The organism is Pengzhenrongella frigida (assembly GCF_004168625.1).
GTDB classification, from domain to species: domain Bacteria; phylum Actinomycetota; class Actinomycetes; order Actinomycetales; family Cellulomonadaceae; genus Pengzhenrongella; species Pengzhenrongella frigida.
Genome location: NZ_SDWW01000017.1, coordinates 22,188 through 48,617, shown reverse-complemented (window position 1 = coordinate 48,617; position 26,430 = coordinate 22,188). Strand labels below are relative to the sequence as shown.

At 70.4% G+C, this 26,430-nt stretch carries 18 protein-coding genes; 8 read left to right on the top strand and 10 right to left on the bottom strand.

The window, feature by feature from the left end; genetic code table 11:
• The first annotated feature begins 28 nt into the window (after window positions 1-28).
• Window positions 29-2,413, top strand: coding sequence for a glycosyltransferase (locus tag EUA98_RS08800; protein WP_130102306.1), 2,385 nt, complete (start codon window positions 29-31; stop codon window positions 2,411-2,413).
• A gap of 66 nt (window positions 2,414-2,479) precedes the next feature.
• Here the strand turns inward: EUA98_RS08800 and EUA98_RS08795 are convergent, their stop codons facing one another.
• From EUA98_RS08795 to EUA98_RS08785, 3 genes are read right to left on the bottom strand one after another with little or no spacing between them, the layout of a single operon-like run.
• A complete protein-coding gene (locus tag EUA98_RS08795) occupies window positions 2,480-4,987 on the bottom strand; it encodes a glycosyltransferase (RefSeq protein ID WP_130102305.1) in 2,508 nt (835 codons plus the stop codon).
• The gene (locus tag EUA98_RS08790; protein ID WP_130102304.1) at window positions 4,984-5,967 is read right to left on the bottom strand and encodes a GDP-mannose 4,6-dehydratase; all 984 of its coding nucleotides are present in this window, start codon (window positions 5,965-5,967) and stop codon (window positions 4,984-4,986) included. Before EUA98_RS08790 ends, EUA98_RS08795 begins: the two co-directional genes overlap by 4 nt.
• Before the next feature lie 3 nt (window positions 5,968-5,970).
• Complete coding sequence (locus tag EUA98_RS08785; RefSeq protein ID WP_130102303.1) at window positions 5,971-6,957, bottom strand: GDP-mannose 4,6-dehydratase; 987 nt, start codon at window positions 6,955-6,957, stop codon at window positions 5,971-5,973.
• A 106-nt stretch (window positions 6,958-7,063) separates the two neighbouring features.
• Between EUA98_RS08785 and EUA98_RS08780 the strand changes: the two genes are divergently transcribed.
• Genes EUA98_RS08780 through EUA98_RS08770 form a run of 3 tightly spaced genes read left to right on the top strand, consistent with a single transcriptional unit; the run spans window position 7,064 to window position 10,990 of the window.
• Window positions 7,064-7,987: an FkbM family methyltransferase gene (locus EUA98_RS08780; protein WP_130102302.1), complete on the top strand. Its 924-nt coding sequence runs from the start codon at window positions 7,064-7,066 to the stop codon at window positions 7,985-7,987.
• A complete protein-coding gene (locus EUA98_RS08775) occupies window positions 7,984-9,498 on the top strand; it encodes a glycosyltransferase (protein ID WP_130102301.1) in 1,515 nt (504 codons plus the stop codon). Before EUA98_RS08780 ends, EUA98_RS08775 begins: the two co-directional genes overlap by 4 nt.
• A complete protein-coding gene (locus EUA98_RS08770) occupies window positions 9,488-10,990 on the top strand; it encodes a glycosyltransferase family 4 protein (RefSeq protein WP_130102300.1) in 1,503 nt (500 codons plus the stop codon). Before EUA98_RS08775 ends, EUA98_RS08770 begins: the two co-directional genes overlap by 11 nt.
• A gap of 52 nt (window positions 10,991-11,042) precedes the next feature.
• Here EUA98_RS08770 and EUA98_RS08765 read toward each other — a convergent pair whose 3' ends face one another.
• Window positions 11,043-12,944, bottom strand: coding sequence for a SpoIID/LytB domain-containing protein (locus tag EUA98_RS08765; RefSeq protein WP_130102299.1), 1,902 nt, complete (start codon window positions 12,942-12,944; stop codon window positions 11,043-11,045).
• Window positions 12,945-13,072: 128 nt separating this feature from the next.
• On the opposite strand from EUA98_RS08765, the gene EUA98_RS08760 reads away from it, so the two are divergent.
• From EUA98_RS08760 to EUA98_RS08745, 4 genes are read left to right on the top strand one after another with little or no spacing between them, the layout of a single operon-like run.
• Entirely contained in the window at window positions 13,073-13,978 is a 906-nt protein-coding gene (locus tag EUA98_RS08760; protein ID WP_207219019.1) for an ABC transporter permease, read from the top strand.
• Window positions 13,978-15,183, top strand: coding sequence for an ABC transporter ATP-binding protein (locus EUA98_RS08755; RefSeq protein ID WP_130102298.1), 1,206 nt, complete (start codon window positions 13,978-13,980; stop codon window positions 15,181-15,183). Before EUA98_RS08760 ends, EUA98_RS08755 begins: the two co-directional genes overlap by 1 nt.
• A gap of 33 nt (window positions 15,184-15,216) precedes the next feature.
• Complete coding sequence (locus EUA98_RS08750) at window positions 15,217-16,314, top strand: FkbM family methyltransferase (RefSeq protein ID WP_130102297.1); 1,098 nt, start codon at window positions 15,217-15,219, stop codon at window positions 16,312-16,314.
• Window positions 16,315-16,360: 46 nt separating this feature from the next.
• Window positions 16,361-18,526, top strand: a complete 2,166-nt coding sequence (locus tag EUA98_RS08745) for an acyltransferase family protein (RefSeq protein WP_130102296.1) — start codon at window positions 16,361-16,363, stop codon at window positions 18,524-18,526.
• 50 nt (window positions 18,527-18,576) lie between these two features.
• On the opposite strand, the gene EUA98_RS08740 is transcribed toward EUA98_RS08745, so the two are convergent.
• The 6 genes from EUA98_RS08740 to EUA98_RS08715 all read right to left on the bottom strand — a co-directional run bounded on the left by EUA98_RS08740 (window position 18,577) and on the right by EUA98_RS08715 (window position 26,263).
• Window positions 18,577-20,106, bottom strand: coding sequence for a hypothetical protein (locus EUA98_RS08740; protein WP_130102295.1), 1,530 nt, complete (start codon window positions 20,104-20,106; stop codon window positions 18,577-18,579).
• Window positions 20,103-21,368 carry an MATE family efflux transporter gene (locus EUA98_RS08735; RefSeq protein ID WP_130102294.1) on the bottom strand — a complete coding sequence of 422 codons (1,266 nt, stop codon included), beginning with the start codon at window positions 21,366-21,368 and terminating at the stop codon, window positions 20,103-20,105. The genes EUA98_RS08740 and EUA98_RS08735 overlap by 4 nt, the downstream gene beginning before the upstream one ends.
• A complete protein-coding gene (locus EUA98_RS08730) occupies window positions 21,365-22,093 on the bottom strand; it encodes a glycosyltransferase family 2 protein (protein WP_165372772.1) in 729 nt (242 codons plus the stop codon). The genes EUA98_RS08735 and EUA98_RS08730 overlap by 4 nt, the downstream gene beginning before the upstream one ends.
• 1 nt (window position 22,094) lies before the next feature.
• Window positions 22,095-23,114 (bottom strand): UDP-N-acetylglucosamine 2-epimerase, encoded by a 1,020-nt coding sequence (locus EUA98_RS08725; protein ID WP_242511359.1) that lies wholly within the window; start codon window positions 23,112-23,114, stop codon window positions 22,095-22,097.
• Between the two features lie 50 nt (window positions 23,115-23,164).
• The gene (locus tag EUA98_RS08720; protein WP_165372771.1) at window positions 23,165-24,211 is read right to left on the bottom strand and encodes a glycosyltransferase family 2 protein; all 1,047 of its coding nucleotides are present in this window, start codon (window positions 24,209-24,211) and stop codon (window positions 23,165-23,167) included.
• Window positions 24,212-24,388: 177 nt separating this feature from the next.
• The gene (locus tag EUA98_RS08715) at window positions 24,389-26,263 is read right to left on the bottom strand and encodes a DUF4214 domain-containing protein (protein ID WP_130102290.1); all 1,875 of its coding nucleotides are present in this window, start codon (window positions 26,261-26,263) and stop codon (window positions 24,389-24,391) included.
• Between the last annotated feature and the right edge of the window lie 167 nt (window positions 26,264-26,430).

Sequence of the window (26,430 nt, the reverse complement as noted above, 5' to 3'; positions counted from 1 at the left end):
AGGTCACGCCAGAGTGCAGATCGCGGTGGTGAGCACCTCACCGACGCACGCCCGGGCACGCGCGACGGTCCGCTCGGCGTTCGCCTGCGCGCCCGCCGTGAACGTCCATGTCCTGGACCTCGACGACAGCTACGTCCCCGTCCGCGACGAACAGGTCGTCACTCCCGACGACCTCGGGATCGCCGCGCACGAGCACCATGTGCGGTCCGTCCTGCTCGATCCTGCGGGCCAGGTGCGCTGGATGCAGCCCGCGATCCTCCGCCACGCACTCGAGTCGGGGCCGACGGCGATCGCCGTGGGCGCAGGGGTCGTGCTCCTGCGCGACCCGGCCGAGCTCGCCGACCTCGCGGCCGAGCATCAGGTCGCCCTGCTCTCCCGGGCCGTCGAGACCCTCCCGACCGACGACCGGTGGCCCGGCCCCAGCGACCTGCTCGACGCGGGCTCGTACGCTCCTGGGCTCATCGCGGTGAGCCGTCGCGCCACGGCCTTCCTGAGCCTCTGGGAGCGGCTCGCCGCCGACCCGAGCACGTCCGGCGACCGCTGGCTCGATCTGGCGGCGAGCACACTGCCGCACCTCGCGGTCCACTCCCCCGGGCTCCTCGTCTCAGCCTGGACCTGCCCCGCATCCCGGATCGGCACCGATGCCGCCGGGGCGCTGTCGGTGGATGGCACCGCAGCCGTCGCCGTCGACCTCACGGTTCTCGATCCCCAGGCCCCGTGGCTCCTGGACCCGCGCTCCCCCCGACCACCCCGCGTCCTGCTCAGCGAGCACCCCGGCCTGGCGCTCCTCGCTGCCGAGCACGCGAACGAGCTTCGGGAGGATCCCGTCGCGATCGCGCAGACCGACGTGACCCCCATGACGTCCCTGGGTGCCGCGGTACACCCCCAGCTGCGGGCCGTGTTCCGTGCGGCGCTCAGCGAGAGCCAGGACTCCTGCCTCGAGGCGCTGCCCGACCCGGTCGACCCGAACCGCAGTGCGGAGTTCGCCGCCTGGCTCGTGCAGCCGACGCCGGGTGGCCGTGACGGCGGGTTGGGTCGCTACCTCGCGTCGGTGTACCGGTCCCGGCCCGACCTCCTCGCTGCCTACCCGGGAGTGCCCGGTGAGCACGTGGGCCCGTTCCTCGAGTGGGCGGACCTCCACGGACGCCACGAACCCACCTACAGCACCGCACTCATCGACCTCACCCTGGCCGCGATCCGACCCGAGGGGGCGACCCCGCGGCCACACCCGCGTCGGGGCCCCGCACGATCCGGGGTCAACGTCGTCGGCTATCTGCGGGCCGAGCTCGGGGTCGGCGAATCGGCGCGCCTGATGGTGACCGCGCTGGCGGCCGGGGGCATCCCCCACGCCACGGCGTCCGTCGACGCCCATCTGCAGAGCCGGCAGGGCGCCCGCTACGCCGCCGCCGAGGTCGGCGCGCCGTTCGACACGACCCTGCTCTGCGTCAACGCCGACATGACGCCGACGATCGCCGCGTCCGTGCCGTCGCTGCTGACCACGAGCTACCGGATCGGCATGTGGTACTGGGAGGTCGAGGACTTCCCGCTCTCCCAGCACGAAGGCTTCCGCCACGTCGACGAGGTCTGGGTGGCCACCGATTTCGTCCGGCGCGCGGTCGAGCCGCACTCGCCGGTCCCCGTGCGCACCATCACGCCTCCGTTGCCGCAGCCCCGGGCCGCCCCCGACCGGACCCGGGCCGACCTGGGCCTGCCCGACCGGCCCTACTTCCTGTTCACGTTCGACTACCTGAGCACCGCGGAGCGCAAGAACCCGTGGGGGCTGGTCGACGCCTTCGAGGCGGCGTTCCGCCCCGGGCAGGGCCCGCTCCTGGTCATCAAGTCGATCAACGCCGCGCAGCGCCCCGACCAGGCCGAACGGCTCCGGCTCCGCGTCGCCGGCTCCACCGACGTCCTGCTCCTCGAGGACTACCTCAGTGCCGAGGACCGGGACGCGCTCGTCGCCCTGTGCACCTGCTACGTCTCGCTGCACCGGTCCGAGGGACTTGGCCTGACCATGGCCGAGGCCATGGCGTGGGGCAAACCCGTCATCGCCACCGGGTACAGCGGCAATCTCCAGTTCATGACCGAGCAGAACAGCTTCCTGGTCCCGTGGCGGCCGACGGCGATCGGCGCGGGCGCCGAGCCGTACCCGGCGGACGGGATCTGGGCCGATCCGGACCTCGATGTGGCGGCCCAGCTGATGCGTCAGGTGATCGCTGAGCCGGACGAAGCAGCCGCCCGCGGCGCCCGCGCGGTGGCCGACCTCGTCGCGCTCCACTCACCGCAGGCCGCGGCGCGCCACATCACCGCCCGGCTCGCGGAGACCAGCGCGCAACGCCGCGCCAGGTCCCGGCTCACGCTGGCCTCGCAGCTCCGCAAGACCGCGCAGGCGGCGCGGCGAACATTCCGCTGATCTGCTGCACCGCTTGAGCGAGCTCGTTCGCCGCTTGAGCCAGCTCGGCCCGACGCAGCCGCCGGATCAGCTCGTCGACGCCCCGCCGACCCGCCGGAGCCGCCCCACCGCACGCCGACCGACCTCGCGCACGCCACCGGCACGGAGGTAGTCGCGAGCCAGGGCAGCGTCCGCCCGGATCGAGGGGCGGGGCCGCACGGCCCGGGCCCGACGCGGAGCGGCTTCCGCCGTCACCGCGAGGTCCGGTGCCCGCCGTGGTTGCCGGCAGAAGTCGACCAACGGTTTGAGCACGGTCGCCCATGCGTAACCACCGGCGAACTCGCGCACGGCCGCAACCGCGGCACCGGCCGCCGCCTCGTCGAACAGCATCTCTTCGAGGGCAGCCTCGAGGGCGTCGACGTCCTGCGCGGGCACGACCCGGCCCAGACCGTGCTCGCGGATCAGCGGAGCGAACGTGTCGCCGTCGGTCGCCACGATCGGGAGCGAGGCCCACAGGTAGTCGAGGATGCGGGTGCGGAAGCTGAAGGCCGTCTCGACGTGCTGGAAGTGGGTCGAGACGCCGACGTCGGCGTCGAGCAGGAAGTCCGCACGCTCCGCGTACGGAACCCAACCCTCGTTGAAGAAGACGTGCCGGCCGGTCAGTCCGAGCGTGCGGGACAGCTCCTGGGTCTCCCAGGCCACCTGCATGTCGGGGACGCCCGGGTTGGGGTGCTTGAGCCCCATGAAGAACAGCCGAACCTCCGGGTGGCGGTCCTTGAGCCGGTCGACCGCCCGGATGAGGGTCAGCGGATCGAACCAGTTGTAGATGCCCCCGCCCCAGATGATGACCTTGTCGTCCGGTCCGATGCCGGGCACCGTGCCCTTGATCCCGTGCCGCTTCTGGACGGGCGGCGTGTCCTCGATCCCGAACGGCACGACGGCGATCAGGTTGTCCAGATTGGCGTTCTCGTCGTAGACGGCCGGGTTGACCCGCCCCTGGCCGGCCAGCTGGCCGAGCCAGAAGTCGCGCTGCTTGTCGGAGGCGCACAGCAGGAAGTCGGCTCGGCGGAGCTGCTCGTTCAGGGCGTGCGTGGTCACCTGCAGGGCGTTCTGGCGACCGGCGGGACCGAGGTCCTTGGCCTGCTCGAGCTGCTCGAGGTGCATCGGGTCGTAGATGTCCGCCACGATGATCGCCGAGCTCGGCTTGACCCACAGCGCCGTCTCCAGCAGGAACCCCTGGAAGATGATCACGTCGGCCCAGCCGGTGGGCTCACGCAGACCGGTGCCGGCCGCGTACTCGACCGAGAAGCCAGCACCGTCGCGCTTGGCCCCAGCCGTCGAGACGAGGCGCACGTCGTGGTCCGGTGCGAGGGCCTTGGCGATCTCCCAGGCGCGGATGGCGGGCCCGGCCATGCGCTCGGTGAGCGGCTCGCCGGTGACGATGAGGATGCGGTGGCGGGCGTTGAAGTGCTCGACGATCTCGAACGCCTCGATCAGCACCTCATGGGCGGCCAGGTAGCTGGGCATGCCGTAGGCCGGCTCGATCGACTCGCGGAACAGCGGGAACAGGTCCCGGTCGCTGCGACGCCGGGTCGCCTGGAGCTCTCGGCGGGTCACGATCAGGCTCGGCAGCTGCTCGACGAAGTAGTCGATCGCGAGCGGTCCGGTCAGCGCCATCTTCGGGACCTCGAGGGTCTCGACGTCGTCTCCGCCGGGTGAGCGCTGGAGGTCCAGGACGCTGGCGTCCAGACCGGTCCGGGCCACCGAGCGGCGCACGGCGAGCGCCATCGCCGCGGGCAGCGCCCGGGCGAGCGACTCGTCGTCGTAGTTCTTGTACATCGCGAGCAGCGCGTTGCGCTCGAGGAGGTAGCTCTCCCGGAAGCTGCCGAACTTCTTCATCGTCACGTGGTGCTTGTGGTACGCGATCGACGTGGGCACGTACTGCACGCGGTGTCCGAGCAGGTTCAGGCGCCAGCCGAAGTCGACGTCCTCGTAGAACATGAAGAACCGCTCGTCGAAGCCACCGACCTCGCGGTACAGCGCGGTCCGCACGAACATCGCCGCACCCGTGCCGAACAGCACGTCCTTGGGCTGGTCGTAGGCGGACGAGTCCGGCTTCTCGACCTCGCGCTTGTAGCCCATCCCGAACCACGTCATCGACCCGTCGACGTAGTCGATGAGCTTGCCGTCCCAGTCGAGCACCTTCGACGCCACCGACCCGACGGTCGGCTCGGCGTCGAACGCGGCGACGGCGGCCGACACCCACTGCGCGTGCGGGCGGGCGTCGTTGTTGATGAACCCGACGTACTGCCCCTTCGCGTGGGACACCCCGAAGTTGCAGCCCCCGGCGAAGCCGGTGTTGCCCCCGGCCTCGATCACGACGGCCGACGGCACCGCCGCGCGGATCCGCTCGACGCTGCCGTCGCCGGAGTCGTTGTCGACGACGATGAGCTCGAGCTGTTCGCGCGGCCAGTCGACGTCGTCGAACGCCTTCAGGCACGTGATCGTGTCTTCGGCGCCGCGGTAGTTGACCAGTACGACCGAGACGACTCCGGGGACGATCTCCGGCGGCTCGGCGCCCATGTGCGCGCTCATCGCCCACTCCTTCGCAGCAGTTCCATGTCGTGATCGACCATGCGCCCGACCAGCTCTTCGAAGCGCACGGTCGGCTCCCACCCGAGAACCTCGCGTGCCTTGCTCGCGTCCCCGACGGGCGTCGACGCGTCGGCGGGGCGCAGGAACGCAGGATCCACCTCGACGTGCTCGCGCCAGGAGTCGCCGACCCCCGCCCGCCGCAGCGCGGCCTCAGCGAAGTCGGCCACGGTGTGCGTCCGCCCGCTCGCGATGACGTAGTCGTCCGGCTGGGGGTGCCGTACGGCACGGACCATCGCATCGACATAGTCCGGGGCCCAGCCCCAGTCGCGCGCCGCGTCGAGGTTGCCGAGCCGGATCACACCCGATCCGTCCGCGCCGATGCGCGCGGCCGCGGCCGTGATCTTGCGGGTGACGAACGCCAGCGGACGCCGGGGCGACTCGTGGTTGAAGAAGATGCAGGTGGCCACGTGCAGGCCTCGACCGCGATAGACGCCACTCATGTGGTGGGCGTAGGCCTTCGCCGCCCCGTAGGGCGACATCGGACGCACCGGGGTCGACTCGTCCTGCGGGGAGCGTTCGGCGTCACCGAAGATCTCCGCGCTCGACGGCTGCAGGCACGCGACCCGATGACCGGTGTCCTCCTGCAGCCGCCACGCCGCACCGAGCACGACGGCCGCGGCCACGCCGCTCAGCTGGGCGGTGAGCACCGGCTCCTTCCAGGAGTAGGCCACCGAGCTGATCCCCGCCAGGTTGTAGATCTCATCCGGCTTGAGCTGCGCGATGAGCGCCCCCAACCGTTCGGCGTCGCCGAGGTCACCCTCGTGCAGCACGACGTCGGGAGAGCGACCCAGGAGGGCGCCGACCGCGTCGTCGTCGCCCGCCCGGACCATGCCGTGCACCTCGACCCCCTCGGCGAGCAGCTGCTCAGCAAGGTAGCCGCCGTCCTGCCCCGTGATCCCGGTGACGAAAGCGCGGGGCACTGCCTACTTGTCCTTCTGCTCGCGCTGCAGCTCGAGGTCGTTGTCGACCATCATCTGCACGAGCTCGGTGAAGCCGACCTTGGGCTCCCAGCCCAGCACGCTCTTGGCCTTGGCCGAGTCGCCGATGAGGAGCTCGACCTCCGCCGGACGCATGAACCGCGGGTCCTGGGTGATCAAGCGCTCCCAGTCCGTGATGCCCACGCGCTCGAACGCGACCTCGAGGAGGTCCCGGATGGAGTGGGTGACCCCGGTCGAGATCACGTAGTCGTCCGGCGTGTCCTGCTGCAGCATCAGCCACATCGCCTCGACGTAGTCGCCGGCGAAGCCCCAGTCGCGCTTGGCGTCGAGGTTGCCCATCGTGATGCCGTCCTGCATGCCCAACGAGATCCGGGCCACCGCCTGGGAGACCTTGCGGGTCACGAACTCGAAGCCACGGCGCGGGGACTCGTGGTTGAACAGGATCCCCGACGACGCGTGCATCCCGTAGGACTCGCGGTAGTTGATGGTCATGTAGTGGCCGAAGACCTTCGCGACGCCGTAGGGCGAACGCGGCCAGAGCAGCGTGCTCTCGCGCTGCGGGACCTCCTGGACCTTGCCGAACATCTCCGAGCTCGACGCCTGGTAGTAGCGCACCTTGGTCGGGTCGTCGCCCGAGTACAGCCGCACGGCCTCGAGGATGTTCAGCACGCCCTTGCCGGTCACGTCCGTCGTGAGCATCGCGTTCTCCCACGAGTACGCCACGAACGAGATCGCACCGAGGTTGTAGACCTCGTCCGGCCGAGCGACGTTGAGCGCACGGATCAGGCTCGACATGTCGGTCAGGTCGCCGGTCAGGAGCTTCACACCGGGGACGGTCTCGCGTACGAGATCGAGCTTGGGGTTGTTCTGCCCGCGAATCAGGCCGTAGACGTCGTACCCCTTCGCGAGGAGCAGTTCGGACAGGTACAGGCCGTCCTGGCCCGTGATTCCGGTGATCAGTGCGCGGGGCATTTTTCCTCAGACGTCGAGCGACAGGGGTCGGTTCACCTTACCGGTGGCTGTCCGTCCGGCTGACGCACCGCGGCCGACGCAAGGTCGCGTCGCCTATGCTGCACCGGTGTCCGACTCGGTGTTCATCTCCTATGCCCAGACTGGCGAAGACGTCGTTCTCTGGCGGTCCCTCCATCCGGTGCAGAACGGCCGGTACGTCGAGGTCGGGGCCAACCACCCGAGCGACATGTCCATCACCCGGTCGTTCTACGACCGCGGGTGGAGCGGGATCACGGTCGAGCCGGTGCCGTTCTTCGCGGACCTGCACCGGGCGGAGCGCCCCCGGGACACGCTCGTCCAGGCTGCGGTCACGAGTGACGACGTCGCGTCCATCACGCTCCACGAGATCCCGGGCACGGGCCTGTCGACCCTGATGGACGACGTCAGCGACCGGCACGGCACGTCCGGCTGGGCCCACACCGACATCACGGTGCCCGCGACGCGACTGGACGCCCTGCTCGACGCGCATCTCGACCCTGCCGACGCCATCCACTTCATGGTGATCGACACCGAGGGGGCCGAGCGCAAGGTGATCGAGAGCATCGACCTCACCGTCTGGCGGCCGTGGATCCTCGTCGTCGAAGCCACCGCACCCCTGAGCAAGACGCAGACGCACGGCGAGTGGGAACAGCTGGTCCTGGATGCCGGCTATGAGTTCTGCCTGTTCGACGGCGTCTCCCGCTTCTACGTCAGCAGCGAGCACGCGGCGGACCTCAAAGATCTCCTGTCCTATCCCGCCTGCCCGCACGACGCGTTCGAGACGCGCAGCGCGCTCGACGCCCGCCTGGCCCGGGGACAGCTCGTCTCGGACGTGTTCCGGTGGCGGGCGGCGGCGCTCGAGCGGTGGACCGAGCGTGCCGGGATGCGCGGCTCGACCGAGCAGACGGCAGAGATCGAGCGGCTTCGCCACGAGCTCGAGGCGATCCATGGAACTCTCTCGTGGCGAGTGACGGCACCGTTGCGCGCGGTCCGCGCCCGGTGGCGCGCGTGACGGCCGTGGCCGCCCGCCGGGAACCGACAGCAGTCGCTGCGCTCGCGCAGCGGCTGCGTGCGGCCGGAGACGTGCTGCTCGTCGAATCCCCGGCTGTCGATCCCGATCCCGCGCGCGACGCCGCCCAGCTGCTCTCCGCGCTGGTCGGCTGCGCCCGGGACAGCGCGACGGCCGGTCCCACCTGGTTGCTGCTGACCGCGGTGACGGGCGCCTACCCGACCGCCGACGACGTCGTCGGGCTGCGGCGCGCTCTCGAGCTGACCCATGACGCCACCGACGCCGAGCTGATGGTGATGGACCACATGGCGGCGACGGTCTCCGCGGACGGGCTGCCACCGGTGCAGATAGAGATCCTCGAGGGGGGCGTCGTCGTCGACGTCGACTTCTCTGCGCAGAACGACAAGCAGACGGGTATCCAGCGGGTGACCCGCCGGGTGTGCGCGCTGTGGGATGCGGACCACTCCACCACGCTGCTCGCCTGGTCGGCGGACCACAACGGTCACCGGCGGCTCACCCGCCGCGAGACCCTCCGGGTGCTCCGGCACGGCATGCCGGTCGAGCCGGACGACCACCTGATGCCGGAGCCGACGTCACTCCTGTGTGTTCCGTGGCGCTGCACCGTCGTCCTCACCGAGGTGCCGCCCGAGCCGGCGGCCGCTGTCCTGGCGGCCCTCGCGGAGTTCTCGGGGAGCGACGTCGTCGCTATCGGCTACGACGCCATCCCCGTCACGAGCGCCGAGCTGCGGCCGGTGGTCGACGCGGGCGTCTTCGTCAAGTACCTGACGGTCCTCAAGCATGCCCGTCGGATCGCAGGCATCAGTGCGTCGTCCGCGTCCGAGTTCCGCGGGTTCAGCGAGGCGCTCGCCGCGCAGGGCCTGCCCGGGCCCTCGGTGGTCGAGGTCATGCTGGCCACCCAGATCGCGCCCGGCACCGGGTCCGCCCCCGTCTCGGGCCTCCCCCGCGTGCTCTGCATCGGAAGCCACGAGCTCCACAAGAACCACCTGGCGGTGCTGCACTGCGCCGAGATGCTCTGGCGCTCAGGCCTCGAGTTCGAGCTTCACTTCGTCGGCGGCGACGGGTGGGACATGTCAGACTTCCGCAGCCGCACCGATGCGCTCCGCAGCCAGGGACGACCCCTCGTCGACCACGGCCGCCTCCCGGACGACGACATGTGGCGCCTGTGCCGGGACGCCTCCTTCACGGTGTTCCCCTCCCTCCACGAGGGCTTCGGGCTGCCGGTCTCCGAGTCCCTCGCGTGCGGGACGCCGGTCATCACGACCGACTACGGCAGCACGCGGGAGATCGCCGCAGCCGGCGGCTGCGTCCTCGTGGACCCGCGCGACGACGCCGCACTCGAAGCGCAGATGCGGCGGCTCCTGACGAACCCGGAGGACCTGGCCCGGCTGCGCGCGGAGGCGCGCGCCTACGAGCCGAAGACCTGGAGCGCGTATGCGAGCGAGCTCTGGGAAGCGCTCGTGACGACAACGGTAGGTGCTGCAGATGAGGCGTGATCGAACGAGAACGACGCCGAGCATGATGGACCGCGCGCTCGGCGAGCGCCTCCCGGTGCTCGCCGCGGCACTTCGCGGACCGGGAACGGCATCCGGCGATGCGCGGGCCGAGGTGCTCACCCTCCTGACCGGCGCGGACGACGACGTCACCTGGCTCGCTCTCGCCGTGATCTCGGGTCAGCTGCCCACCACCGCGACCGTGCAGCGGGTCCGCCGCGCGGCGCAGCTCGACGGCCCCGAGGTGATCCTCAAGGCCGCTCTCGAGGCGCTCCGCATCGAGGGCGGGCGGGCCGAGGTCCAGGTCGCGAGCGGTGCCGTCGTCATCGACATCGAGCACCTGTCGCGCACCTCGCTGGGAACAGGTATCCAGCGCGTCACCCGCGAGACGCTCAAGCGCTGGGCGAAGGATCACGAGATCACCGCGGCGGGCTGGCTCACCGACCACACCGCGATGCGCCGGCTCACCGAGCCGGAGCTCTCGGTCGCGCTCGGCCACACCAAGGCAGTCCTGGCACCCGTCGGGATGGCCCCCGCCGTCCGGCGCCCGCAGGTCATCGTCCCGTGGGAGTCGACCTACGTGCTCCCCGAGGTCGTGCTCGAGCCCGGCCGCACCCGCCGACTCGAACCGCTGTTCCGGTTCTCCCGCTCACGCACGGCCGCGATCGGGTTCGACACCGTGCCATTGACGTCGGCCGAGACCTCCGCCGCCGACGTGCCGCCCCATTTCGCGCTCGAGCTGGCCGCGATCCGGCACGTGGACCGAGTGGCGACCATCTCCGAGGCGGCGGGCACCGAGTACCTCGGATGGCGCACCATGGTGAGAAGCATGGGACTGGCGGGTCCGGACATCGCGGCGATCAGCCTCCCGGTCGAGGCCGCCGAGCCCTCGCCGGCAGCATTGGCCGAGGCGAGCTGCCGCTACGTCGTTCCGACGATTCCGATGGTGCTGTGCGTCGGCAGCCATGAGCCGCGCAAGAACCACCTCGCCGTGCTCCACGCCGCCGAGCTGCTCTGGCGCAGCGGGGTGGAGTTCTCGCTGCTGTTCGTGGGCGGGAACGCCTGGAAGAGCGAGGGGTTCACCCAGCGGCTCGCCGAGCTCCGCGCGAGCGGTCGCCCGGTGGAGTCCGTGCTCGGACTGTCCGACCGGCTGCTCTGGGCCCTGTACTCCCTTGCGCACTGCACCGTCTTCCCGTCGGTCAACGAGGGTTTCGGCCTTCCGGTCGCGGAATCCCTGGCGAGCGGCACCCCGGCGATCACGTCGCAGTTCGGCAGCATGCTGGAGATCGCGTGCGACGGCGGCGCGCTGACGGTCGACCCGCGCGACGACCACTCCCTCGCAGCGGCGCTCCGGTCGCTGCTCACCGACCGCGCACTGCATGAGCGCCTCGTCCTCGAGACGCGCAGCCGTCCGCAGCGCACCTGGGATCAGTACGCCGCGGAGACGTGGGACTACCTCGTCGACCAGAACGTGAGCGCGGCCGCCGGTCTCTGACGGGTACGCCCGTCGGAGCCCGGCGGCCGACCCGCACGGCCGGCGGTCCCCGTCAGGGGTAGCGGACCTGTGCGCGCGCCCAGTACTCGGGGCTGCCGCCGATGAGGCCCGGCACCTGGAAGTCGCCGGCCCCGCTCATGTAGGGGAGCCACACCGAGGCGCCGGCGGGGTCCAGCGAACGACCGAGGTAGGTCTGGTAGTACGCGTCGAGGCGCCGGAGACCGGCCTCGGACGATTTGGCGATACCGGTCACGGCCGTCACCCGACCGGACCGGAACGCGACGTCCGCCCACATCGACTGCTCCGAGTCGGACGCGGGACGCCCGAGGATCGCCGCGTACATCCCCCCGACCCAGGTGCGGGTGTCGCCACCACCGAGGACGTTGAGGGACTCCTGTGAGGAGTACACCCCCACCTGGAGGTCGGAGACCCCCGCACCGCGCTCAAGGTACAGCCGCCAGTTCTGCAGCCCACCGGCCTCGGGCTCACGGTGCAGGGCGCCGCGGTACTCCGCGGCGATCAGGGTCGCGATGCGTTCGGGCGAGTACACGATCCCGTTGGTGACCACCTGCGGGTTGCCCGTCACGAGAAGCTGGTTGGTCCAGCCGGCCAGCCCGGCCGCGTCCGGAGCACGCCCGAGGACGTCCTGGTACAGGGCCTTGACCACCGCGCTCGCCTGGCCCGGGGTCGTCCCGCTGATGGAGAACCAGTCACTGTTCAGACCGAGCCGGGCACGCACCGTCGCACCCGACAGCGCCGTGACCCGACCGTCGGTCGCGCGTACGGTCACCTCGGTGACCCGGCCACCGTCCGGGCCCAGCCCATTGCGACCGGTCACCGCGATGCTCGCGATCTGCCCGACGCCAAGGGCGGACGAGACCGCCGACACGGTGAGGCCCTTGGCCCAGCCGCGGTTCGGGTTCAGCGAGGTGGCATCTCCGAGGTCCTCCACGTTGGTGAAGGACGTCCCCGTGGTCCAGCCGCCGGTGGAGGAGCTGAACTCCGTCCGTGCGATCGCACCGGCCGCGGTCCGCATGACCTGACCCGCAGTCTCGCGGATGGCACGGTCCGACCGATAGTCCTCGAGCGGCTTGCGGACGCCCGAGTAGGGCCACTCGTAGGCCCCGAGATAGACCTGGCAGGCCGTCGTGTCGCAGGTCTGGGCCCCTGAGGTCCGGGCCGAACCGGCGAGGGCGTAGGACCGCGCGGCGATGGCCTGCGCGCTGAGCGCCTGCAGGCCGCGCCCGCCGCCCAGGTCGCCCCAGGAAGCGGGAGACTCGCGCGGCACCACGCCGCGCAGGTAGTCCTCCACGGGCAGCTCGTTGATCGCGTACGACGTGCCCCCGGCAGACACCATCGAGATCGCACCGCGGTAGCCGCGGGTGATCGACGACTGGCACACCCGCAGGAAGCTGTCCAGGTTCGTGGGGTCCTCCGCGGACCGCAGGGTCACGCCGGAAGGCATCTCCCCCCATTGCGTGAACGGGCCGCCGCACGAGTCCGAGGTCAGGATGTAGAAAGCCCCGGTCGACGCGTTCCGTGCGATCTGGACCACGCCGCGGCCCAGCGGCACCCCGTTGACCGACAGCCCGGGGGCGGTCACGATCAGGGGCGCCCCGGTGAGCGCCGTCAGCTCGACCCGCATCGTCGAGTTGGGCGTCCCGCCCTGGAGCGTGGTGGGGGCGTAGAAGTGATCGACGATCTGCCGGAAGTTCCAGCCGTAGTCGACCGCGTAGCCCAGCGCGCCGTACTGCCCCATCCCGCGCCCGTGGCCCCAGCCGCGACCCACGAACGTCAGCGTGCTGTCCTCCGCGCTCGACGGCGAGGCCACACCCACCAGCCCGACCGAGGCGAGCGCAACGGTGAGGAGTGCGGTGAGGACCGTGGACAGCGCCCTGCCTCCCGAGCGGGACCGGGCGCGCGGCGGACGAGTTCGGGCGGGAGAGGGATTCACTCCTTGAGTGTCCGGCTTTTGGACTCCCGACGCCAAGGGCGCGCCGGTCACTAGGCCAACTGGTCGGTACACTGATCCGCGGCGCGGACCGGGGACCACCAGAATCGCGCCTCCGAACTAGGAGACAGATGTCACTGACGAGCGAGGCACGCGCCACTGCGTTGGCGCTGGAGCCGCTCCGGTTCGCCGGCCCTGTACCCGGATTTGCGACCGGGACCCTGACGTCCCTGCGAGACATCGCGGCACACCGCGAGCTGATGGACCTGCTGATCCGGCGCGAGCTCAAGGCGAAGTACAAGGACAGTGCGCTCGGATTCGTCTGGAGCCTGCTCAAGCCGCTCGCCCTGCTGCTGGTGTACTACGTGGCGATCGGGAAGTTCCTCGGCGCTGCGCGTCAGATCGACGACTTCGCCATCTTCATCTTCACAGGCCTGACCGCATGGCAGCTGGTGACGGACATCGTTGTCCCGGGTACCGGGTCGATCGTCGCCAACTCCGGCCTGATCAAGAAGGTCTACCTGCCGCGTGAGGTCTTCCCGCTGGCGGTCGTGGGGTCAGCACTGTTCAACTTCGCAATCCAGCTCGCCATCCTGGTCGCCGCCACGGTGGCGGTTGGGCGCTTCCCGGTGGGTCCGAACTGGCTGTACTTCCCGCTGTCGCTGCTGGTCCTCCTCGTCTTCTCGACGGCCATGGCGCTGCTGCTCTCGGCGGTCAACGTCTACCTGCGCGATGTGCAGTACCTGGTGGAGATCGCGTTCATGATCCTGTTCTGGGCGTCGCCGATCGTCTACTCCTGGGCACTCGTCCAGGAGGAGCTCACGGCGGCCTGGATGCAGGCCGTCTATCTCGCCAACCCCGTGACGCTGGCCGTCCTGGGATTCCAGCAGACCTTCTGGGTGGCCGGTGCCGGCGAACCGATACCCGACCATCTGGGGACCAGGCTGCTCATCGCGCTGGGGATCGGCGTCGTGCTGCTGTGGTTCTGCCAGCGCGTCTTCGCCAAGCTCCAGAGCAACTTCGCCCAGGAGCTGTGATGACCAACCCCAACGTGATCGAGATCGAGAACGTCTCCAAACGGTTCATCATCCGCAAGGAGAAGTCGCTCAAGGAACGGCTGGTCAACTTCGGCCGGTCCAAGCTCCACAAAGAGGACTTCTGGGCGCTGCGCGACGTCGACCTCTCGATCGCGTCGGGCTCCACGGTGGGGCTGGTCGGTCCGAACGGTTCCGGCAAGAGCACCCTCCTCAAGGCCATCGGCGGCATCATCCAGCCGACCTCCGGCACCGTGAAGGTGCGGGGCCGGCTCGCGGCGCTGCTCGAGCTGGGCGCAGGTTTCCACCCCGACCTCACCGGCCGGGAGAACGTCTACCTCAACGCCTCGATCCTCGGGCTCTCGCGCCAGCAGACCGACAAGCACTTCGATGCGATCGTCGACTTCTCCGGCATCGAGCAGTTCATCGACACCCAGGTGAAGTTCTACTCGTCCGGCATGTACGTCCGCCTCGCGTTCGCCGTGGCGGTCCACGTCGACCCGGACATCCTGCTCGTGGACGAGGTGCTTGCCGTCGGCGACGAGCCGTTCCAGCGCAAGTGCATGGAGCGCATCAAGGGCTTCCAGCACGAGGGCCGCACGATCGTGCTCGTGTCGCACAGCCTCGACCAGGTCGCAGAGCTGTGCGATCGTGCGATCGTCCTCGAGCGGGGACTCGTCACCGCGGACGGCATCCCCCAGGAAGCGCTCCGCGTCCTGCGCGCCGATTTCGAGGCGACCCGGCAGGGTGAGATCGACCGAGCCGCTGCACGCAGCGGCGTCGCGGACAAGCCCGCCTTGCAGGCCCAGGTCGGCGCCGTCGCCCTGCTCGACGAGCGCACCCGCGAGCCGATCGGTTCCATCCGCCCGGGCGACTCGATCCGGGCCCGGGTGACCGTGTCGGCTTCCCCGCTCCTGCAGGACTGGATGCTGGGCCTGGCCATCGACACGCCGATCGGCACCACGGTCTACGGCACGAACACCCAGCTGCTCGGAGTTCGCCTCCCGCCGCTGACCGGGGAGGCGTCCTTCGACTTCCTGCTCCCCGATCTCCGGCTCGGTGAGGGCCGCTACACCCTGCGGCTCGCGATCGAGGGCACCAACGGCCAGGAGATCCACCGACTCGACGAGGCGGCCCACATCGAGGTCCGCAGCGATGGCCGAGCGCACGGCTCCATCGCCGTCGACGCGTCGTTCGCTACCGTCTGATCGGGTGCCGCCCCTGCACCCCGAAGGAGCACCATGCCTGATCTCGCCCCCGCCCCGCGCCTGGACCACCTCGAACCTGCGGCCGCAGAGCGCGTCCTGCTGACGATCTCGTGCCACGACGCCGACGACCTGCCGAAGGTCGACGGCGCCGGTGAGGTGTTCGAGCTCGACGGCACCACCGTCCAGCGCATGCACAACGGCGTCCTGATCCGGGAGGGGTGCTACTTCGGCCCGTGGATGACGGAGATCATCCGGTCGCTCCGGGGGCATCACGAGCCCCAGGAGGAAGTGGTCTTCCACGAGCTCCTCGAACGCCTGGTCGCGACCGAGCCGGACGCTGCGATGGTGGAGCTCGGCAGCTTCTGGGCGTACTACAGCATGTGGTTCCACCAGCGGACGCACGGAAACCGCGTGGTGGATCTCGAACCGGATCCCACCTACCTGGAGATCGGCCGGCGCAACCTGGCGCTCAACGCGATGACCGCGACGTTCGTGCACGGCGCCGTCGGGGACTCACCGGGCCAGCCGACGACGTTCGTCGCGGAGAGCACCGGGGAGCCGATCGAGGTCGTCCAGTACGACCTGGGCTCCCTGATGCTCGAGACCGGGCTCGCCCGGGTCGGCCTGCTGATGGTCGACATCCAGGGGTTCGAGACCGTGCTGATCGAACGCGCGGCGGAGCTCTTCACGGCCGGCGCCGTGCGATTCATGATCGTCTCGACCCATCACCATCAGATCTCCGGCAGCGCGCTGACCCATCAGCACGTCCTCGAACGGCTCCTCGCCCTGGGCGCGCACGTCATCGCCGAGCACACCGTCGGCGAGTCGTACAGCGGCGACGGGCTCATCGCCGTGTCGTTCGACGACCGCGACCGGGACATGTCGGTGTCCGTCAGCCACGCACGCGCGAAGGAATCCCTGTTCGGTGAGCTCGAGGTCGACCTGCAGTCCGCCCTGGACGAGGTCGCCCGCCTGCGGGCGCAGACCGCGGAGCTGACCGCGCGCGCGGCCCGCGCCGAGCAGGACGCGCAGGCCAGCTCCGCCGAGCTCGGCGCGGTCTTCCGCTCCCGTTCCTGGCGGGTCACCCGTGCCTTGCGCGGGATCTCCCGTCGCCTGCCTCGAATCGGGTAGCGAGGGTGCGACGGGAAGCGCCGCCGGTGAAGACCCCGGCCGCTCGATGAGCGCCGAGACGGCCGCCCGACCGGCGGCTCTCCCGACGCAGCGTCCTGCGGGCACGTCAGCCGGCTACCGGCGGGACATCCAGGGGCTGCGCGCGGTGGCGGTCGGCCTGGTCGTGCTCTACCACGCGGGCCTGCCCTGGCTTCCGGGCGGGTTCGTCGGGGTCGACATCTTCTTCGTGATCTCCGGCTTCCTCATCACCCAGGGACTCGTGCAGGAGCTTGCCGTGCGCGGCAAGATCTCGCTCGCCGGCTTCTACGCGCGGCGCGCACGACGGATCCTCCCGGCCGCCACGGTCACGCTTCTCGGCACGGTCGCCCTGGCGGTCGCATTCCTCCCGAGCACGCGATGGCTGCAGCTCGGCGAGGACGTGGTGAGCAGCTCGACCTACCTCATGAACTGGGAGCTCGCCGGCCGGTCGATCGACTACCTCGCCCGCGACCAGGCCGCTTCCCCGCTCCAGCACTTCTGGTCGCTGGCCGTGGAGGAGCAGTTCTATGTGGTCTGGCCGGTCGCACTCCTCGCGGCCGCCGCCGTGGCCACCGCGTTTCGCCGTCGCCGCGGGCGCCGGGTGCGGAGCGTGGGGTCGCAGTCGTACCTGCTGCTCGCTCTCGCCCTGGTCGCCGTCCCGTCGTTCGCCTGGTCGGTGCACCTGACCCAGAGCGACCCGGGGCCCGCCTACTTCGTGTCGACCACGCGCCTGTGGGAGCTCGGGCTCGGCGCCGGCCTCGCCATCGTCCTGGCCGACCCGCGGTTCCGGGCGGGACCTCGCGCGGCCCGGGTGGTCGGCGGGCTCGGCCTGGCCGCGATCGGTGTGACCGCGCTGACGTTCACCGCAGCGGTCCCGTTCCCGGGCTACGCCGCACTGCTCCCCACCCTGGGTGCCACCGCCGTCCTCTGGGCGGGCGCGTCCGGGCATTCGAGCGGCTCGGCCACCCTCCTCGGCCTGCGCCCGATGGTGTGGGTGGGCGGGCTCTCCTACTCGCTGTACCTCTGGCACTGGCCGCTGATCGTGGTCGCGACAGCCATGACGGGAACGCTGCGGATCCGCTACGGACTCGCCGTCGCACTCTTCTCCCTCGTGCCGGCGTGGCTCAGCCTCCACCTCGTGGAGCAGCCGGCGCTCCGGGCACCGTCGTTGAAGTCGGACAACGCCAAATCGCTCCAGCTCGGGGCGATCTGCACGCTCCTCGGGGTGGTCGCCGGCCTGGGCCTCCAGGTGAACGTCCTGGGTCAGACCGCGAACGAGCCCACCGGGACCACCGGAACCACCGGGGCCCCCGGCACGGCGACGGCCCCCGCGCCTCCGAGCACCACGAATCCCGGCGCCGCCGTGCTCGCGACGGACGCCACTGCCGGCATCCCCGCCGAAGCCTTCGCAAGCATCGTCCCGTCGGCTCTCACCGCGTCCGGGGACGCCCCGCAGATCGACGGGCACGGCTGCACCATCGACCTCGCGTCGACCGCCGCCACCCCGTGCTCGTTCGGGAACCTCGAGAGCGCGGTCACCCTCGCCCTCGTGGGCGACTCCCATGCCGACCAGCTCGTGCCGGGGATCGAGCAGGCGGCCCTCGCGCACGGCTGGCGGCTCGATGTCTACACGCGGGGCTCGTGCCCGTTCACGGACGTCATGGTCGACCTCGACGGGCGCGCCAACGAGGCGTGCGACGAGCGCAACAAGAACGTCACCACCGCGCTGCTCGCGGATCCGCCTGACCTGCTGCTGGTGGCGACCAGCCGCTACCAGGTCTTCAAGCAGGGCGGCAGCCCGAGTCTGGAAGCGAGCAAGACCCGCATGGCCAGCGGCTTCCAGGGCGCGTGGGAGCCCTTCGTCGCCCAGGGGGTTCCCGTCGTGACGTTCCGCGACACACCCCGCCCGGACGTCCTCGTCCCCGACTGCGTCGCGCAGAACGAGCAGACGCTCACCCAGTGCGCGATGGACCGCAGTGCGATCGTCTGGGACGACGCACCCGAGGTCACCGCCGCCGAGGGCATGCCGCTGGTCCACGTGCTCGACCTCACCGACTGGATCTGCCCCACCGATCGGTGCCCCGTCGTGATCGGCGGCGTGCTGATCTATCGCGACGGCAACCATCTGACCGCGACCTACTCGCGCAGCCTCGGCGAACCGATCGGCGCGCAGCTCGCAGCGGCGCTCGGCTGAGCCGACCGGGACACCCCGGGCGGACACCCCGGGCGGCCTGCCCGGGCGAGCTAGCCGACGACGGCCGGTGTCGCGGCCTGCTCGAGGACCACCGGGTCGGTGCAGAACGGCTCGCCGAAGACGCGCTCGAAGTCCTCCTGCGCGTCGCCGACGACGGCCTCGCGGTAGTAGTCCGGCCACGGCCGGGTCACCCAGGCGGCGAGGGCCGCGCAACGTTCGTCTTCGGACGCCTCATCGGTCACCACCACACCCGCCAGCGTCCGGTTCAGGGCGAACGCGTCGGCGCTGACCGTCGCCAGGCGCCAGTTCAGCGGCATCTGGATCATCAGGAACGCTCCGACCAGCAGCAGCGCCACCGGTCCGGCGAAGGACGGTGCGCGGGGGGCGAGCGCAATGATCGCCCAGCTGATCAGGATCGCGGCGCACACCACACCGACGACGTAGTAGAGGTAGACCTGCCCCGGAACCTTGATCTCGTCGATGTACTTCTGCGTGGTCGTGTGGGTCGCGGTCGTCAAGGCCCAGGTAGCGACGACTCCTGCTACCGGGATGAGCGCGGCACGGGTCCACGGGACCCACAGGCGCGGCGCACGCATCCACGCGACCACGAGCAGTCCGACAGCCAGGCAGAGCAGGAGCGCCAGGGCGACGGGCTTGAGCGCGAGCTCGACGCTGCCGGCCATCTCGGAGAGGTAGCGCCAGCCGCCGCCGGGGAGCGCCCCGACGATCGCTGTCCACCACGTGGCCGCGGCGGCAGAGCCGACCGACAGCGTGGTCCCCGTGTAGTTGCTCTCGGTCGACGGGATCGCGAGGAATCTCCCGCCCACGAAGATCACGGCGGGCAGGACGACCCCGACGACGCCGAGGAGCAGCCCGCGGCGAAGATCGGCGGTGTTGCGACGAAGACGCGCCCGCACGACCACGCCGACGTAGACGGCGGCCGTGCCCGCGATCATCCCGACGAGCATCTCGTAGTAGAGCACCGCGACGACGGCGAGGGCGCCGACCAGGAAGAAGTCAGCGACCGAGGTCCGCCCCGGCACGGTCGAGCGAAGAGACATCCCGAGCAAGGCGAACCCGATCGCGGCCGAACCCCACCCGGCGGGACCGAACGAGGTCACCGGGTCGTTCGACCACGGGTGCAGCTGGAGGGTCGACGCCACGACGGCGGCCAGCAGTGCGAAGTTGCGCCAGTAGGAGACCTGCCCGACGGCGCCCGCGTGGCGCAGGCCCCACGTCAGGGTGAGCGCCGCGCCGGCCACCGTCAGCCACATGAGTCCCGAGCCGAAGAACACGTCGTAGTACTGGGGGCTGATCCCCAGCGAGGAGCTGACCGCGAACGCGCCGAAGTGGTAGACGGCCCCGATCGCCTGGCCGACCGGGTTGAAGTGACCCGCGAGCAGGCCTTGATTCCAGCCGTAGGCGAAGGCGGAGCCCGCATTGCCGTCGACGATGGCGTACGACTCGAAGAATGCGTGGAAGTCGTCCCCGATGATGGGCACGCGAGCGGCAGGTATCGCACCGAGGGCCAGCAGCACAGTGCCGAGCAGGGCCCACAGAGCAGATCGGATCTTCGTCATTCGGCGGCGACCATCTTTCGGGAGTGACGAGATACCAGGACCAGCATGGACAGGACAACGAGAACACCGAGCACCCCGACGACGACGATCGTCGCGCCGAGGTCGGGCAGGACCATGCGCACCGCGACCCACTGGATCACCGCGGCGCCGATCAGGACGGCGAGGGCGAGGCGCGAGACGGCGGCGGTGAGCCGGATCAGCAGCCCCTGCGCCAACGCCCAGGGCAGGTAGGCCAGCGCGAGCCACGGCAGCAGGTCCGCGGCCTCGGTGTACCCGGCGCCGAAGAAGAGCGAGATCAGGAAGCCCCGGAGCAGGGTCATGCCCAGCACCGCGACCAGGCCCGAACCGAGCACGGTCAGGAGGATCACGTTCACGCCGAACTTCATGGCCCCACGGTCGCCCTGACGGTTCACGAACCTCGGGAGCAGGTAGAGCGAGAGCGTCGTGGGCACGATGAGGATCATCTTGCCGAGCACCGCCGCGGCGGCGAACATCCCGGCATGTGATTCGGACGTCCCCATGCGGACGAGCATGACGTCGATGTTCGTCAGCCATGCGAACGACAACGTGAGCATGATCAAGACGATGCTGTGCGAGCTGAAGGCGGTGGTCGCGGTCCGCAGGTGCGAGCCGCGGACCTGCCAACCAGCCGCGACGGCCGCAGCGGTGATGGCGATGAGCACGGCGAGCAGGACCGAGACGGCACCGAGTCCTGCGGCAAGGGCGCTCGCCGCGAGCACGACCCGAAGGATCTGCGAGCTGGTCGACCAGCCCGCCACGGACGTCGCCCGGCCGACGGCCTGGAGGCGGCCCTGGGCGACCGAGAACAGGAAGCTCGGCAGGATCGTCAGCGCGGCGAGGTAGATGGCGAGCGCGCTCGTCGCGAGCTGATCGGCGAGCAACGGCGCGAAGACGACGACGACGAGCGTCCCCACGCCGCCGAGCACGAGCGCCTCGATCGTCGCGCTGTCCCACCGCCGCGTCGGGCGGACCACCCCGCCGCCCTCGACCGTCTCGGCCAGGCTCCGCGCAGTGCCGACCGCGACGGAGTTCTGCAGCGCCGAGGCCCCGATCGCGGCGATGTTGACGATGGACAGGAACGCGGCGAGCAGGCCGAAGGCCTCCGGCCCCAGTCCCCGGCCGGTGACCGCGTGGAACACGGCCGTGGCGAAGATCCCCAGGACGCTGACCGCGCCGACCGTCATCAGCGGCCCCGTGTGCCGCTTGAGGTATCCGAGCCGCATCGCCCGACGCTCGTTCATTTCTGCTCCGACTGCGGGCGCCGGCCGAAGCCTCGACGGTGCCGCGCAACCGTCACGAGGTCGTGCAACGCCTCGATGATCGAGCTGACCCCGACGGTCGAGGTGAACTCGTACTCGAGCACCACGGGAGCCTCGACGACCCGGAGCTTGCGGTCGACCAGTCGCGCGAGGAGCTCCAGGTCGAAGGCGAACCCGGTCGCGGTGCACTTCTCGATCGACGGCGCGACGGCGTCGCGGCGCATCGCCTTGACCCCCGTCTGGGTGTCGCCGAGGTTGAGGCCGATCAGCAGCCGCGTGGCCAGGCGGAATCCCCAGCTCGCGATGCGTCGGGACATCGGGTAGCTCACGGTCGATCCCGGGTGCAGCTTGGAGCCGATGACGACGTCGGCCTGGTCGGCGTCGATCATCGCCAGGAAGTCGGGAATCACCACGGGATCAAGGTCGAGGTCGCCGTCGATGAAGGCGACCAGGGGGAACCTCGTCTCCGCGAAGCCGTGCCGGAGGGCGTGGCCCTTGCCGCGGTTCGGCGAGTACTCGAGCACCCGAACCTCGGCACGATCCAGCTCACGTGCGAGCTGGGCGGTCTTGTCGGTGCTGCCGTCGGACACGACGATGACCTCGAAGGTGCGGCCCGACTTCTCGAGCACGGTGAGGAGCCGCTCGAGGGCGGGGACGATGCTCGCCTCCTCCTGGAAGGCGGGCACCACGACGGAGACCGCGTTCATCTCAGTTCCCATAGCCGCGGCTCACCAGGTCGTCGACCACGGCATCGGACGGAGAGACGACCAGGGTCAGTGGCTCCCGCCGGTAGGACTCGAAATCGCGCAGGAATCTGTCCATGGTGTCGAGTTTCCATTCTGAAAGCAGCACGTTGGCGCCGAGCCCGTCATTTCGTTCGGTCGCACGACGGTGGATGAGCGCGGGGATTCCCAGCAGGGCGGTCTCCTCCTGGACGCCACCGCTGTCGGTGACGACGAAGGCCGCCCCCGCGAGCAGTGCCGAGAACTCGGAGTGCGGCATCTTGTCGACGATGGTCACCTTGTCGGGCGGCAGCCCCGTCACTGCGTCCCGGAGGGCGTGGCGGGCCAGGTCGTCCACCACCATCACCAGCCGGTGCGGAGAACCGTCGAGAACCCGGGCGAGGGTCTCGCGGACGAACGTCTCGTTTCCCAGGAACTCGAAGCGGTGCAGGAGGAGCACGCCGTACGGGTCGTCGCTCGCCGCGCCCACCTCGTGAGCCCCGTCGAGAACGGCGTCGACCACCGTGTTGCCCTGGGTCATGACGACGTTGCGGCGGCCCCGGAGGTGACCGGCGGCGAGGTCGTTCGGCGCGTAGTGGACCGTGGCCAGCCGGCCGACGATCCTCCGGTCGAGCTCCTCGGGAAACGGGTTGCGCCAGTCGCCCGATCGCAAGCCCGCCTCGACATGGGCGGAATCGAGCCGGAAGAACTTCGCCAGCACGGCACCCACGACGCTCGTCATCGTGTCGCCATGAACGACGACGACCGAGTGCTTCCCGAGCGACCGGCGCAGGGAGCGGCGGTTGCGCACGGCCCACCGGGCGATCTGCGCCAGCCACACGACGACGTCGACCGATCCCGCCAGCGGACGACCGGACCTCCCCACCGCGAGGATCTGGTCGGGCTCAGGGATGCCGAGCGCGGGCAGCGCGTCCAGGACCGTGCCCGCCTGCTGCAGGGTCACCCATTGCTGGAACGGCACGCCCCTGCGAGTCAGGCGATGCATGACGGGGGCCAGCTTGATGGCCTCGGCCGTCGTTCCGTAGCAGAAGACGATCAATTCTCCGCCCCCCGTGCTGACGCGACCGGGACAGGCGCGCGGCCGAAGACCCGTGCCCCGTGCACGACGAGGCCGCGCACCAGTCCGGCCCAGTACGGCAGCACGAACACGGGCAGGAAGACGAGGTAGGCCAGGACCCCGCGCGCAGGACAGCCGCGGACGGCGGCCACGGCGGCCGGCAGGCATGCGGCGAGCAGACACGCGGCGACGACCGCGCCGAACGCCCACCAGCCTGCTGCCACTGCCACCGCGACGAGGGCGGCCAGGAGGGCGAGCGGAAGGACGGCGAGCACGAGCAGGGCGATGCTCCACCCGGCGGACGTGCCACCGAAGCTGTCGACCAGGAAGGTCCCACGGCCGAAGCTGTGCCGCACGAAGTCGCGCACATTGGTCCGCGGCCGGTAGGTCGCCCAGAACTCCGGGTCGAGCTGGATCGGGTGGCGCGCCGCGATGCCTCGGATGACCTTGGTGTCATCGCTGGCCAGCGCCGCATCACCCTCGGGCCAGGCGTCGCGGCAGGCGTCCATCAAGACCTGCCGAGGGGCGAAGAACACACCGGTGCCCTTCGGGTAGCGGTTGAAGTTGTCGACCCCGAACTCGATCGGACGCGGGTTGCCGAGGAAGTCGCCCCAGAACACATGGACCGGGACCTCCCAGAAATGTCCGACGAGGGGTGCGTCGGGGTCCGTGATCGCGTGACCGTTCCACACCTGCCGCGCGGGGTTCGCGGTGAGGGACCGCTCGATGTGCCGCAGGACGTCGGGGCCGAGGATCACGCGGCTGTCGAGCAGCAGCACGTTGCCCCCGGTCGCCACCTCGAGGCCGGTCCACCGGGCGAGGAAGCGGCCCTTGTTCGACTGCCGTACCACCCGAAGCTCGACCGGGAAGTCACCCGCCCACTGTTCGATGAGGTCCCCGGTGCCGTCCGTGGAGCCGTCGTCCACCACGATCACCTCGGCGGACCATCCCGTCCGACCGAGCGCGAGTGCGCACGCGTCCAGCGTGCTGCGGAGGTAGGGCGCCGAGTTGAAAGCGGGGATCACGACACTCAGATCGACGTTCCGTCCCCGGTCATCCGCCAAGACACAGCACCCTTCTCCGACATGGCACGACCGCTCAACAGGCCATGAGCCCCACGCTTCACGCCGGAGCGCTGGCAGTCTACTCGGCGTGATTGCCGAGGGCGATCCAGTGCAACGTCTCGCGAGGGGTCGCTGGGCTCAGAATCGGGCGAAGGCCCGCTGCATGTACTCGTCACTGTCGACGATCGCCGAGCGCAACGCACCCTCGCCCCGGGACTGAAGGACGGGCGCCCAGCCACCGATCCCCGCCTGGTCGGCGGACCGACCGAGGTACTGGTGGTAGGCCTCGTCCACGCGGATCCGGGCGCTCTCCATGGATTTCCAGACCCCGTGGGAGACCGTCCCGCGGCCCGTGGTCGCAATGACCGACAGCCACCCGGAGGCTTCTGCGGCCTGCGGTGCCCGGAACAGGATGTCGCGGTAGAGCGCCGTGATGTAGGCGGGATCGCTACCGCCGGCGTTGTTGTAGTACTCCTGGCTGGCGATCAGGGCACCGCGCAGGTCCTCCGGGCGGAGCACCCCACCCATGACCGCGTTCGTCCAGTTGACCAGGCCGGCATCGTCGGGCTGCCTGCGCAGGACGTCGACGTAGGCCCGCCGCACCTCGGTGGTCGCGTATTCCTGGCTGATCGCCAGGGTGCTGGCGAGCTGGCCAGCGCTCGTCCCGTTGTTCAGCGCACCGGTCCAGGCAGCGAGCCCGCCCTGGTCGACGACGCGTCCGAGCATGTCCGAGTAGAGCGCCGAGACGAGCGGCCCGGAGTAGGCGAAGGACGCGGCGCGCGCCCGGATCCACCCGAGCGCTGCGTAGCCGCCGTCCCCGGGGCACGCCGTGTAGGCCACGTCGCGATGCCCGATCACCCGCGGCAGGTTCACCGTCTGGTTGATGAACTTCGAGTTCTCGCCGGCGCCGGTGCTGTAGGACATCGATCCCTGCGGGTTGACCCCGTAGGACCCGAGACGCCACCCGATGATGCGTGCGACGCCGTCCTGGGTCGCCGCCGACGGCATCGCGCCGTAGGTCCCCAGCATGGACACGCCGACCGTGCCGGTGTTGAAGCCACCCGCGTGCACGCCGATGACCGCCTGGTTGAGGCTGTTGGCGCGGCCCTCGTAGATGTTTCCCCACTTGTCGACGATGAAGTTGTAGCCGATGTCGCACCAGCCGCGCCCGCTGATGTGATAGGCGGCGTCATTGCGAATCTGCTGCATCGCCTCGGCGACGGAGGAGTAGTTGTTCGAGCCTGCGGTGTGGTGCACGACTGCACCCACGAGCGACGACGCGACGTCCGGCGCGCACACCTGCGCGGGGGCCTGCCACTCGGCGCGCGAGATCACCCGAGGTGCGGGCACCGCCTTGACGAGTCCGGTGGAGTACGCCGCCGTCCGTACCGTGGCGTCGCTGCTCGCCGAGGTGCCGACCACCCCGTCGGTCACGGCGGACAGCGGCGATCCGACGAGCGCCAGGCTCAGGCCGTCCGGTCCCCCCTCGGCCGTGGCCGCGAAGGAGAGCTGCACGGCGTCGGCGTCCCCGATCGCGATGGAGTCCGTGCCGCCGCGCAGGGCATGTGCCGCATCGGCGGTGCCGGCGTCGGGGGCGTCGTCCGCCGGCACGAGGTCGATCCACTCGGACCACGTTCCGTCGGCCCGCGTCCGCACCTGGCCGGCGAGCTCGCCCACCTCGGAGTCCTCGGGCCAGGTCATCCCGAGCGTCTGGAAGCCGGCGGCTTCGACCACTGCGCTCTCCAGGCGTTCGGGGGTGACCAGCTGGTCGGCGACGACCGGGTCGACGTCCGACGGGGTCGCGAGCGGCTCGACGGGTGCCTCGACCCCGCCCGTCGCGTCGACCGGGGGGACGACGATGTCGCGCTCCTCGAGCGTCGGTGCCTCTGCTTCCGGGCTGGCGACCGACGCGACGACCGCTCGATCGTGGGCGCGCGCGTCGTGCTCCGAGGGGCCGGATTGCGCGAGCCCGGTGAGCGCGAGCAGTGCCACGAGTGCGAACTGCAGATACATGAGAATCCTGACCTCTGGAAAGTTCGACCTTCGGCAGTGTCGAGCGGCGCCGGACCGTGGTCAAGCACCGCCACGCTCGTCCGAGACCTTTTCTTCCCCATCGCACGTTATCAAGACAAACTGAGGAGTTGGTCGAGCCGATTGCGCCCGATCTGTGCCGCGTTTCA